This window comes from Rheinheimera sp. 1928-s (genome assembly GCF_029269265.1).
Classification (GTDB): domain Bacteria; phylum Pseudomonadota; class Gammaproteobacteria; order Enterobacterales; family Alteromonadaceae; genus Pararheinheimera.
Genome location: NZ_JARIXP010000005.1, coordinates 54,903 through 68,023 on the forward strand (window position 1 = coordinate 54,903; position 13,121 = coordinate 68,023).

A 13,121-nucleotide genomic window follows, 5' to 3' on the forward strand; every position below is an offset into this window, starting at 1 on the left:
TCAAGACAAACTCATATAGCAAAGAGGACTGCTGATTTGTTGATATACACTCTGGAAATTACCCTGCCCTTTAAAGCCAAAAAGCCGTGGCGGCGGGTGATTGAAGTGGAAGAAGACACACCAAGTGCCGAAGTTCTCCACATACTGTCTGTCGCCAGTCCTTCGCTAAAGTTGTCGGCAAGTCCAGACTTAGGCACATCCATAACTCTTTGTCTGACTGCGCCGGTGACTATAAAGTCACCAGCTCAGGACATCGCTAGATCACTTTGCTGACAACAAAGTTGTCGAAATAAGCACATTCCGTTTTGTATTTGCCATCTTCGGATTTAGGAGCCCAGTCAGGTGAGGCTCCCCCATGAAAGGTAATGAATAACATTTTGTTGATTAAAGACGCAGGGGTGTCTTTGGCCCGGAATCTGATATTGTCATGATGGATCACTTCAACACCGTCAACCGATACAACGACTTTTCCATCAGCTAAATGAACCTCAGTATTTAAACTGACCACCATTTGCACCTTTTGGTAGATGCCAGGCATAAAACGGAAATTCTGTGCAAGCTTGGTATCACCAAATTTACCCTTCATGTCCTGATGATAGATGTAAGTGCTTAAACTGCCCTCACGGCCAAACATCAGTCGGGCACTCCACCCTTCTGCTGTCACTTTGTCTCCTCCGGTGATTGGGTTTTCTGGCCCCATTCCATGCAGCTTTCCGCCCCAGACAAAATCAAAATTGTCACAAAATTTCACTGAAAAACTTAATTGGTATTGAAGTGCTGCGACGGGTAATTTCGCGGCAGCATAGACTCTGTGACTGCCTTGCTCGAAGCCCTGATACTTAACCAGAATAGCATTCGTGCCTTTTATACCTTGTTTTCTGGCAAATGTGGCATAGCGTTGTTTTGATGCAAGTGTTCTTCCAAACTGGGACAATTTAACATCAAAGTTCTCAACAAAGACGTCGTTTTTTCCCGGTTTTTCTGCTGCGACACTAGTTAGGCAATAGCTTGAAAGTACTACTGCTGTAGTAAAAGATAAAATAGACTTCATGTAATCCAACCTCTGCCCGGTTACTACTCAAGCATAAGGCCCCAGGCAAGACCTTATTCACATCTTGTCTGACTTAAGCCGTATTGTTTGGCTTGGGTTCAGACTACTTGGTCAATTTTTTTATCTGACTCTGAGTCGAGTGTAGTTTAGAAAGATACGCATCATTGCTTATTTTTTGATCATTATTTTGCGCCACTTGGTCAGTCTTAAACTTGTGCAATCAATAGAGTGACTTAGCCTAAATTTTGAACAGAAGAAATAGTTAAGGTATGGCGTACACAGACAGGGCAAGCGATACTTTGAAGCTAAGATGCATGAAAAAGGACATCCTATGGCAAGGTATTTGGTCAGTATTCACCGCCCAAACAACGAGAACGCCTTTCTGTCAGAAGACAAAGCGATGTCCAAGGGTATCGACCAGTTAAACGACGACATCATTGCAAGTGCAGCCTGATGATGCAGTCATTCTTAGGGACTGTCCTTATTTGAATACCACAGAGCATTTCGGAGGATTTTGGGTGCAGGAAGCTGCAGATGTAAATAAAGCATTAGACTGGGGTCGTAAAGCCGCAATAGCGTGCAAAGCGTCGGTCGAAATGTGGCAATTTTATTAAAAATACTGTCATTGCTGATTATGTCGGCGGATGTTTATCCTTTATCTGATACAACAGGAAAGAGATTTACGTAAGCCCATGTTAAGCAGTAATTTAAAATAAAGCCTACATAAAGGCAGACGCACAAAGGACCACCAGTTTGGAACTATACACTATTGAAATTACCCTTCCCTTTAAAGCCCAAAAGCCGTGGCGGCGAGTGATTGAAGTGGAAGAAGACACACCCTTTTTTGAATTGCACTATTTTATCCAAACTATGGTGAAGTTTGATAATGATCACTTGTACGAGTTTCATATCGCCAAAACCCCAGGTCGGAACACGCTGCGCATTGATGACGACAAAATGCTGAACGAGGTGTATCCGCTGGTGGGCAGTAAGGTGTTTTATCTGTTTGATTTCGGTGATTGCTGGCTATTTCAGTTTAAAAAATTACGCAAAAAAGCTGAAAAACAACCCCGTGTAAAATATCCGCGAGTGGTTGAGTCTGAAGGAAGAAACCCAAGGCAGTATTAAGTAACTAAATAAAAAAGCCCGGCATAGTGCATCTGTGCCGGGCTTTTTTGTATGAATTACAAAGATTTCAGGAAAGCCAGCAGCGCTTCACGTTCTGCAGTTGGCAGGTTCACAAAGCGGTTTTTGATCACTTCAGCTTCACCGCCATGCCATAAAATAGCTTCGGTTAAAGTGCGGGCGCGGCCGTCGTGTAAATAACCAGCCGGAGTGCCTCCCGCAACAAACTGGGTATAACCTAAACCCCAAAGAGCCGGAGTTCTCCWCATGCTGCCTGTGGCCAGTCCTTCGCTAAAGTTGTCGGCAAGCCCTTCGCCCATATCGTGCAGCAGCAGGTCGGTGTATGGCTTAATGTTTTGCAGTCGCACTTCGTCAAACTCTGAACGGGCACTGGTTTTGACGTCGCTGGTGTGACATGCCACACAGCGAATGTCTTTAAATACTTTTTCGCCTGCTGCTATTTTTGCAGGGTCTATATCCAGATAAGCCAAAGGCGACACACCTTTCGGAAAACCACTGACTACACTGCGCTGAGCTGGCACTGCTAACAAATGCAGGTATTGAGTCATTAAAGTGACAGCATCATCCGGCAAACCTGGCTCCGCAGTCGCTGGATCACAATTTTTCGGCCCCGCTAAACAGTCCAGTTTGGGGTATACAGAGGAGGTCACGGCCATATCCAGCAAAGCGGCATTCGTCACCTGATGGCGTAAGCTGACTTTGCCTGCTTTCCAGCCGTAACGGCCTAAACGAACTTCTCCGGTTTCAGGATCATAAGCATAATTGGCCGTTCCCAGCACGCCGTCGGCATCTGGTGTGGTGCGAACTCGGGATAAAATGGTCTCGTCTGAAATGGCTTCCAGCAAGCCCATACCAATCAAAGGCTGAGCCTGGCGTACCGAATACACTTCAGGTTCTGGCCCTTCAAAGGCAATAGTGGGCTTACGCAGTTCAACCACTGTGCCATCTGCAAGAGTGACAGTGCTGCTGGTAAAACCTGAAACCCAGGCACCATTGCCCCAGTTTTGCATCTCGCCAGTGCTGACTGAGCGTCCATTCATTTGCAGCGCCTGACCATAAATGGGGTGAGGCAGGTAGAGGCCATTCGCGTCTGTGCCGGTAGCACCAACCCGCACCGCCATAGTGTCCAGTCGTTGATTACGCACTGTAGGTGCCACACTGCGGCCATTATTTACGTGGCAATTAAAACAGGAGGACTGATTAAAGCGTGGGCCTTGCAGCTGACGAGCTGCGTCATTGCGGTCATTGCCCTCTTCGTTATGAACCCCTGTCCATAAGTTGGTATGTAACCAGCGACGCCCTTCCATAAAACGCTGCATATTCTGCATGCCAATAGTGTTGTGCGGCTGCTGAAACATAAAAGTTGGATTGTCAGCATAATCATAAGACACAGAACCCAGGCCGCCTTGCAGTGTACTGTCCGGCAAAGGTTCATTCATCAGGCGGGGCTGAACACCGTACCAGGGCCGCAGTCCTTGTCCCATCACATAGGTCAGTTCGTTGGTGTAATACCGAAAAGCGCCGCTGTCACCTATGGCATCCATGGCAGCACGGGTGGAGAAAAACGAACTGGTGAACTCAATCACATCGCCTTTTTTCAGCACACGGGAGTTCACGCTACCGCCGTTTGGCACCAGAACTCCATCGGCATTGGCGGAAATCGCTCTGTGACCCGGGTAGCGGTCAAACACCACACTACAGCCATCATTGGCACCAATCACGCCGTTGTAGCCACTGTCTGGTCGTAGTAACACGCCATTGGCAGGTTTGGCGACTACAGGACAAGCGGCGCCTTCATCATGATAAGTGGAATCATCCAGCAGATCGCCTGGGCTCATCCAGCCAAAACCTGTCACGCCCGGATCATCAAAACGGCGGACAAAAGCATGGCCCCCGCCTTTTTGTGCTTGCTGAAAGTACTGGTTGACGATGATTTTGGGTTCAGTCACCCCAGCTACATTGCTGTTGTCGATAAACTCCACACCCCAGGTGCGGTTTTTAAAATAGTTGGCAATAAAGTTCAAATGAGCGCCGGGGCCTTTATCCTGCGGCTTGCCAGCTGCGTCGACCGTATCGTTCACACCAAAACCAATTTCATTCCAGTCTTCCCCACGTTCACGGGCATGACGGGAGCGCCCCACCATTCCAAAGCGTGTGACCAAGGTGCCGTCGGCTAAGGTAAAACTGACAGTTTCAATAGGTTCAGCCGGTGCTGGTAGCGGTGTGCGGCCACTGCCGCTCAATGGATAAGCCAAAGCCGAAGTGTCCAGCACCGGCATAGAGCTGTCCATGCCGGGCGTTTTAAACTCCACTTCAAATAAAGAATAGCCATATTGAGTTTGACGGGTGATGCCTTGTAAACGCAGATAGCGGGCATGAACGTCCAGATTCAGAAACTCTTCTGTATCGCCTTGAGATCCAGCCACATAACGCAGCTGATACCAGTTTTGCGCATCGTCTGACACATAAATAGCATATTCTTTGGCATGGGCATTTTCCCAGTACAGTTTCATAGCGCCAATAGCGGTTTTGGCACCAAAATCAAACTGTAGCCAGGCGTTGTCTGCATTTGCAACATCATCCCCCCACGCACTTTCCCAGCGCGTCGTCATGTCACCATCTATGGCTTTCGCTGCTGTATTAGTGGCATTTTCATCGCCAGAGGAGCTGGCTGCCACAGCAGCCACATTCGAGCCGGGCGCAGTTTTATCGTAAGTGGTTGAAATTCTTAATTCAGCAGGTGGTGCTGGCAAGGAAGGACCATCTACTTTGGGCAATGGCGCTGTTTTCGCATCTGGCGCAGCTTCAAATTCAGGTTCAGGTAACTCTTCTATCGGAGGTACAACTACAGGCGGATTATCCACCGGAGGCGGTATGACGACAGGAGGTGGTGTCACCACTGGAGGAATAACGACAGGCGGAGCCCCTGAGCCTGAATCATCAGGTACAGTACTGCTGTCGCCACCGCCACAAGCCACAACAGACAAAGCCAGCGCAGGGATAATCAGCCAGCTTTTAAGCCTGAACCTGTGTGTAGCAAACTGAATAACAGAACAAGGCTTCATACCCTTCACTCCTAAATGATACTAAACAGAATTTTATCCGATCCGCACAGACGCTTTTTAACTAAAGCGACTGCAACGACTGAGATCATGAGGCAATGCACAGTGATGTTTTGTAATTAATTGTGCTTTGCGTTTCGGTTCGTCTGCCTTGTCGCCACAACTATCGCTGAACCCTGCATTTTTACCAAGAATTAATTTGTTAACGCCAAAGGCAATAAAGGATGAAGTAGCGGATTTCAGCCAGCTATTAAGCCCAGTACTAAGGCCACAATAAGGCGACAGCCTGTTGATGCTATTCAACTAATTTTTACAATGCTACAGTGGTATCTATTCAATTCTTTCATTGGTAAAGGAAATCCCATGACCACCATTATTACCCTTGTTATTGCCGCTGTTATCCTGTTTTTTATTGCCAGCATTTACAACCAGTTGGTGAAGCTGAAAAATCGTTTTCAAAACGCTTTTGCTCAGATTGAAGTGCAGCTAAAACGCCGTTATGACTTGATCCCTAATCTGGTGGAAACCGCCAAAGCTTATATGTCGCATGAGCGTGAAACACTGGAGGCTGTGATTGCGGCGCGCAATAGTGCCATGAGTCAGTYAACAGCAGCAGCTGCTCAACCTGGAGACGCAACAGCGATCAGCCAGCTGGCCGGCGCTGAATCAGCCCTGCAAGGTGCCATGACCAAATTCAGTATGGTGATGGAAGCTTACCCGGATTTAAAAGCCAATCAGAATATGATGCAACTGACCGAAGAGCTGACCAGCACTGAAAATAAAGTGGCTTTTGCCCGCCAGGCTTTTAATGACGCAGTGACTGAATACAACAGCTACAAACAAAGTTTCCCTCCGGTTATTTTTGCTGGTTTTTTTGGTCATCAGAACGATGCTAAATTACTGGAATTCGCTGACAGTGCAGAAATTCAGGCTGCACCTAAAGTGAGTTTCTGAGTCCTGTGGCTACTAACTTCTTTGCGGCACAGGATCAGGCACGCGGCAATACCAAGCTGCTGGTGCTGTTGTTCGCCTTGGCGGTGATCACCCTGTTGGTACTGACCAATCTGTTGGTGATGATCACTTTAGGTGTCATGGATCCTGAACAATATCAGTTGCTGTTAAGACCTCAAGACCCACTTTGGTTTGAACAGTTACCCTGGAAAATGATGGGTTGGGTCAGCTTGTTTGTTTTTGTGATCATAGCTGCAGTCATCAGTATCAAACAGGCTGAATTGAGTCAGGGTGGGCAGGTGGTTGCCAAAGCGCTGGGCGGCCGTCTGGTTGAGCATCATCTGGCGGACGATAAACAACAGCGTTTGCTCAATATTGTTGAAGAAATGGCAATAGCAGCAGGTGTACCTGTACCGCCGGTTTATTTAACGCCAGAATCCTCCATCAACGCTTTTGCTGCTGGTTATTCACCGGCAGATGCGGTGATAGGTGTAACTCAAGGCTGCCTGAACCTGCTGGACCGCGATCAACTGCAAGGCGTGATAGCCCATGAATTCAGCCATATTTTAAATGGCGATATGCGGCTTAATATTCGTCTGATCGCCTTATTGCATGGCATCGAATGTATTGGTCATGCCGGTTACTTCCTGCTGCGCAGCGGTGGCCGCAGACAGGCTGTGATCGCCAGCAGCGCTAAATCTAAAGACAACGGTGGCGGTATTCTTGGTCTGGCACTGGGCCTGATGGTACTGGGTTATTTAGGCACTTTTTTTGGCAGCCTGATCAAAGCTGCAGTTAGTCGTCAACGCGAGTTTCTGGCTGATGCCAGCGCTGTGCAATTTACCCGTAACCCGGCAGGCATAGCCGGAGCATTAAAAGCTATTGGCGGCGCCAGTTACGGCAGTAAGATAAAACACCCCAATGCAGATGAAATGAGCCACTTATTTTTTGGTGAAGCCATCAGCCGCTGGACCAGTTTATTTGCCACCCACCCGCCACTGCCGCAGCGGATCAAACGCCTGGACCCCAACTGGGACGGTGTGTTTCCGGCAGAAGCGCAATTAAAGCAACAAAGCAGCGCAGAGCCAACTACGGCAACTAAAACAACAGAGCAAAAAACTGCGGCTGTACTGGCCGCATTACCGGCTTTTTTGCTGCACAGCAGCCGCCATGCGCCTTCAGCCCCGGCCTTATGTTGTGCTTGCCTTATTCAAACCCAATATCTGGCGAAACAATGGGCTATGGTGAAAGCCCTTGGCGACCATCAACTGATGCAAAACGTCGATAAGTTGTATGACGATGTCAGTCGCTTATCAGGTAAACAAAAGCTGCAGTTACTGCAAATTGCAGTGCCGGGTTTAAAGCAGCTGTCGCACCAGCAGTTTGTCGAATTTCAGCAACTTTGCCAGAACCTGAGCCGCTGTGATGGTGAAGAAGACTTATTGGAATGGGCCCTGTTAAACTGGTTGCAACACTGTGTCGGCAGTCAGTTTGATTCCTCTTTGCTGCATCGCCGTGATCAAAGCAGCAGTCTGGATCAGGTTCAGCAGCCTGTGCTGGCGCTGCTGTCCTTGTGTGCACAACAAGCTAATCATGAGGACTTGCAGGATCAATCCTGGAAAGTGGGTTTAGAAGTGCTTGGTTTACCCTCGGCGACAGCTCGCCCGCCCGTTAGTTTTCCGCAGTTGAGTGAACAATTACCGGCCCTTATTCACAGTTCACCCCGGCTGAAACAACAGTTGTGGCAAATGCTGAAAATGGCCGTTCAGGCCGACGAACTGGTCAATGAGCAGGAAGAGTTGTTATTACATGCTCTGGTGTTGCTGCTGGAAATTCCTGTCAGCCCTGATGACTATTCCCGTTCCAGATAAGTAGTGCAGTTCCAGCTGAGTATCGCAGTTAAAGTGCCGCAGTCAGGAATTCTGACTGCGGATCAACTGCTCAAAATGTGCCGCTGCTAAAGGTTTGCTGCATAAGTAGCCCTGGTAATAATCACAACCTTGTTGGCGTAAGTAATCCAGTTGGTCCTGCTGCTCTACCCCTTCAGCCAAAGCTTTTAGGCCAAGAATATGCGCCATCGAAATAATAGCTGTGACTATGGCCTGACTTTCACTGTTATCGGCTACGTCATCAATAAAGCTTTTATCTATTTTCAGTACATCTAACTGATAGCGCTGCAAATAAGCAAAAGATGAATAGCCAGTGCCAAAATCGTCAATCGCCAGCTTTACGCCCATCTGGTGCAAGTCGGACAACACCAGCTCGGCTTGTTGCTCCCGTGACATAATGGCGCTTTCAGTCAGTTCCAACTCCAGCAGTTCTGCCGGAAAACCTGTGTCCTTTAAGATCTGCGCAGTTTGTGCGCCTATATCGCCGTGACTGAACTGATGAGAGGATAAATTCACCGCCAGTTTTAAGTCGGGTAACCCGGCTGCACGCCACTGCGCGCCCTGACGACAAGTTTCAGCCAGCACCCAATCGCCAATAGCACCAATCAGGCCTGTATCTTCGGCTATCGGAATAAAACGTCCTGGTGGTATCAAGCCCTCTGTCGGGTCATTCCAGCGCACTAAAGCTTCAGCACCGACAATACGGCCGGTGTTGATATCCGTTTGCGGCTGGTAATAGACTAAAAACTGCCCTTGCACCAAAGCACCGCGTAAYCGGGCTTCTAAATCAATTCGCTGACGGGCATAAAGCGTTAAATCATCCGAATAATAGGCGAAACGGCCACGCCCCTGCTCTTTTGCTCTGTATAAAGCCGCATCAGCATTGCTAAGCAGGATCTCACCTTCAGAGCCATGATCAGGATAAATAGAAATACCTATGCTGGCACCAATACGTACTTCAACGTTATTGCTCAACACCCAGGGCTGACTCATATCGTTAATCAGTTCAGTGGCAAAACGGGCGGCGTCTTCGCTTTGATGCAGTTGCTCCAGCAAAATAATAAATTCATCGCCACCAAAACGCGCTACCGTATCAATATCTCTTAACCGTTTTTTCAGTGAAGCTGCCACCAGTTTTAATAACTCGTCACCTGCCGGATGACCAAAACTGTCATTGATGTATTTAAAGCGGTCCAGGTCCATCATCAGCACCGCAAACTGATGCTGATCACGTTTGGCCAGATCCACTGCGTTCTGCAAACGTGAACTCATTAATAAGCGGTTAGGTAAATCGGTCAACACATCATGGTGTGCCAAATAAGCCAGTTCCTGCTCCGAGGCTTTGAGCTGCGTAATATCTGCAAATACAGCCACATAATGACTGATGTGTTGGCTTGCATCGACAATGGTACTGATGCTGAGCAATTCAGGGTAAATTTCACCGTTTTTGCGTCTGTTCCAAACCTCACCCTGCCAGTGTCCATGCTTACTCAGTTCCTGCCACATCTTCGTGTAAAAGCTCTGATCATGTCGTCCTGAGGCGAACATGGCTGGCGTATTCCCCAGCACTTCGGCCTCTTCATAGCCCAACATCTGTAATAAAGACTGATTCACCTGAATGATGCGGTTGGACGCGTCGGTAACCATAATACCTTCGCGTGTGCTTTCAAATACGGCAGCAGCTTGTTGCAATGAAGATTCAAACTGCTGACGTTTTACGGCGTTGCCCAAAGCGGTAGCCAGCATTTTCAGCGCATCCAGCTCGACCTGATTCCATTCACGGCAGGAGTGATGCTGTTCAACACCAAGCAACCCCCACCATACTCCATCCACCATCACAGGCACCAGCGCAATGGCTTGAATACGAAAACGTGTCAGCATAGGCTGCAGCAGCTGATCCATATCCTGCGCCAGCCCGGCCACAATAGAGCCTTTTGCCAGGTGCTGAATAGCGGGATACCAACGGGATATTTTGTTATTCAGTTGCTTAAAAGTACGAACATGCTCTTTTTGATCGCGACGCCACTGGGTTAACAACACGCCAGTTACCAGCTCCTGCTGTACATCGTTCTGGTAGAAATACATGGCATCTACGGCTAAAGCGCGGCTGACCGACGGCATCATGCTACGCAACAACTGCAGCCAATCGCTGTGCTGTAAAAAACGAGCGGCCATATCGGCCAGGTTTGACATCACCAAGGCCCGTTGTTTTAGTTCACGGCGAAAAGCAACTTCTGAGCTGATATCATCTATGGTGACCAAAGCACCTGACAGTTGCCCTTGCTCAAATAATGGCTCTGCATTGAGCTTTAGCCAACGTTGTACCCTGCCACGCTCAATGCCCATCACCACATCCCGAACGGGTAAATATGTGCGCAAGACTTCGTTACTTGGGTAGAGCTCTGCAGGAAATTCGGAACCGTCTTCGTAAATGGTTTTCCAGTCTTCTACTTTGGGGACCAAGCCTCTCATTTCATTTAAAGAACAGTGCAGCATCACCTCAGCCGAAGGGTTAGCGTCAATAATAGCGCCGGTTTTATCATGCAGAACTAAGCCTTCGGACATAGTATTAAACAGGGTTATCAACTTATGGTTACTGGCTTCCTGCTCAAACCTGGCTTGTTTTAGCTCGGTAATATCCACCATAGCCCCGATAATCTGTTGCTTGTTATCGATCAAACCAGCCAATAATCTCAAGTCATCACGGATATAACGAATGTTGCCTGATGCATCAAGAAAACGATATTCATGACGATAATGTCCATGCAATAACGTTTGTTCTATGGCATTGCTGGCGAAAGCTTTATCATCAGAATGCACTCCATTTTCCCACCACTGCTCCTGCAATGATTGTTCAACACTGTAGCCAAATAAGCGTTCAATGTTGCTGCTGACCCAGCTGGTTTTGCAACTGATGCCATCCAGTTCAATACGGTGCAGTACTGTTGAGCTTGCAGTTAAAATGGCGTCCAGCTGCTGGGAGTTTTGTAGCTGCTGTTGATGGCTGTGGCTTAAATCAGCATACAACTGACGTTTTTCAGTGACATCCTCAAAAGTGGCCAGCAGCAAGTCTGGCTGCCCTTGCTGAGTAAATCGTTGCATCATCAGTTTGACGGTCAGTATTCGGCCAGAACTATGACATAAGCGAATATCAGACTCTGTTGAAATCTGCTCTCTGGAGGCAAAACGGCTTGCCATAAATTGCTCTGGACTTTGCGCCAGATCCCGCAGTGATAACGCCAGCAATTCAGCTTCAGAATAGCCCAACAGAGATTGCAGCTTTTTATTCACCCGGACAAAGGGCAAGTGAATACGGGATAAAATAGCCATACCTGAAAATGGCAAATCAAAAAAAGCCTGAACAGTTTTGTCTTGCTCTGTTTGCTTGGCAGCCAAAGCCAACTGGTGTGACTGAATAAGCTCCCGCCAGTAAAACAAAGCCCCCAGCACCAGTAACATCAATAAAGTGCCAGAGATCACGGACAACCATAACAACAAAGTATCTAAAGGTTGCAGCACTTCTGCCACATCAATTTTACTGACCAGCATCCAGTTGGTTTGTCGTATCGGAGTGTAAGCCCCAAGCACGGGCTGCTTGCGGTAATCCAGCTCTTCGGCTGTATTAAATTGCCGTTGCCTTAAGGCTTTGGCGGCCAATAAGGGGCCATCTATATCAGTGTCTATCTCATTGAGTACAGCATGTTGAGGATGACGCAACGGATTCAGAAATACCACAGCACGGTCCTGACGTTGCACCAGCAAAACTTCGGCAGTGGGACTGGACACGGGCCAGTTCTGAATAGCAGGAAATAAATAAATGCTGGTATCAACACTAAACACCAGTTGATACATCTGTTGACCTATCGCCAGTTGCAGATACCAATTCAACTGGCAATATCTGTCGATACCTTTGCTGTTACATTGGGTAGAAGGCTGAGGTAAATTCTGACCAGCTCCCAGTGCATCAAATTTTAGCGCTGCCCCTAAGGCAAGAAGTTGCTTTCCTGCAGCATCGTAAAGTAAGACTGAGCTGAACGAATGTTCGGCAATCATAGAGGCAAGTCGGTTACGAATATCGGCGTGCTGGCTTGCGTCTTCCTGTTCGAGGTACTGCTGTAAATTCTGTCGGAATGAGCTGTCGCGGGATAACGCATTGATATCGTATTGTCGTTCAGCCAGCCAAAGTTCCAATTGCTGCTTTTTAATATCAGTGACTGTGCGTAAATCCTTCAGCGCTTCAGTTTTTAGCTGATTACCATGCACCCATTTAGTAATAACCGCCATAGCCGGGATCGCCAGCAAAAAGGCCAGAATAAGCGCCACTACCCGCAACTGTTTGTGCCGGACTGTCACTTCGGAGTCAAAAAACTGTTGTTTACGCCAGGTCGCAAGCAGTAAGTAAATTAAACTTCCGCTGATACAAACAAAGGCGACACCTTTGACTGTGCCTAATAACGAGTTCGCTTCAGGATCAGTAACGGTTAAATGCAATAAGTGATCTGAGCCAAAAATCCACAGCAAAGCAAAACAGCAATACAGCAGTACAATACGTATAGCAGTTAATGGGTAAGGAGGTTTGGCCATGAGTATCCGTGTGAATTGATCTTAGTCTTGTTTCATCAGTAACGTCTGTCGCTGGGCTTTTGGTAAAGCCTGGATCACCAGCTGTCTGGACTGATCGATTTGTCGTTTAATTTCCTGCTCTGGCACTGTCTCGTTTAAGCGCAGCGTATTCCAGTGTTTTTTATTCATATGGTAACCAGGAGTAATGGCCGGAAAAATATCCCGTAAAGCCAAAGCTTGGTCCGGATCACATTTTAAATTCAGCCGCCCTTCTCCATGGTCTGTGCCAAGGATAGCAAAGATTTTACCTTTTACTTTATAGACATAGATATCAGGGCCAAAAGGGAAGTCTTCTTCAGTGCTCATCAATTCAAGGCAGTAATCTCGAACTTGCGCAAAGTTCATATCTGATAGCCTCCTGTTTTTGTCTGACACTAAGAAAGAAGGCTGCCAGCGCAG

At 47.8% G+C, this 13,121-nt stretch carries 7 protein-coding genes; 3 read left to right on the forward strand and 4 right to left on the reverse strand.

Going from position 1 to position 13,121, the window contains the following annotated elements:
- Nucleotides 1-256 precede the first annotated feature (256 nt).
- Complete coding sequence (locus P3C17_RS13260; protein ID WP_300929896.1) at nt 257-1,051, reverse strand: polysaccharide lyase; 795 nt, start codon at nt 1,049-1,051, stop codon at nt 257-259.
- 753 nt (nt 1,052-1,804) lie between these two features.
- On the opposite strand from P3C17_RS13260, the gene P3C17_RS13265 reads away from it, so the two are divergent.
- Nucleotides 1,805-2,179 (forward strand): hypothetical protein, encoded by a 375-nt coding sequence (locus tag P3C17_RS13265; RefSeq protein WP_300929897.1) that lies wholly within the window; start codon nt 1,805-1,807, stop codon nt 2,177-2,179.
- 56 nt (nt 2,180-2,235) lie between these two features.
- Here P3C17_RS13265 and P3C17_RS13270 read toward each other — a convergent pair whose 3' ends face one another.
- On the reverse strand, nt 2,236-5,262 hold the full coding sequence (locus P3C17_RS13270) for a di-heme oxidoredictase family protein (protein ID WP_300929898.1): 3,027 nt from the start codon (nt 5,260-5,262) through the stop codon (nt 2,236-2,238).
- A gap of 360 nt (nt 5,263-5,622) precedes the next feature.
- Here P3C17_RS13270 and P3C17_RS13275 point away from each other — a divergent pair, with 360 nt between their 5' ends.
- Both P3C17_RS13275 and P3C17_RS13280 read left to right on the forward strand, forming a co-directional pair.
- A complete protein-coding gene (locus tag P3C17_RS13275; RefSeq protein WP_300929899.1) occupies nt 5,623-6,213 on the forward strand; it encodes a LemA family protein in 591 nt (196 codons plus the stop codon).
- 5 nt (nt 6,214-6,218) lie between these two features.
- A complete protein-coding gene (locus P3C17_RS13280) occupies nt 6,219-8,081 on the forward strand; it encodes a M48 family metallopeptidase (protein ID WP_300929900.1) in 1,863 nt (620 codons plus the stop codon).
- A 42-nt stretch (nt 8,082-8,123) separates the two neighbouring features.
- On the opposite strand, the gene P3C17_RS13285 is transcribed toward P3C17_RS13280, so the two are convergent.
- Nucleotides 8,124-12,683, reverse strand: coding sequence for an EAL domain-containing protein (locus P3C17_RS13285; protein ID WP_300929901.1), 4,560 nt, complete (start codon nt 12,681-12,683; stop codon nt 8,124-8,126).
- A gap of 21 nt (nt 12,684-12,704) precedes the next feature.
- Nucleotides 12,705-13,067, reverse strand: coding sequence for an MmcQ/YjbR family DNA-binding protein (locus P3C17_RS13290; protein ID WP_300929902.1), 363 nt, complete (start codon nt 13,065-13,067; stop codon nt 12,705-12,707).
- Between the last annotated feature and the right edge of the window lie 54 nt (nt 13,068-13,121).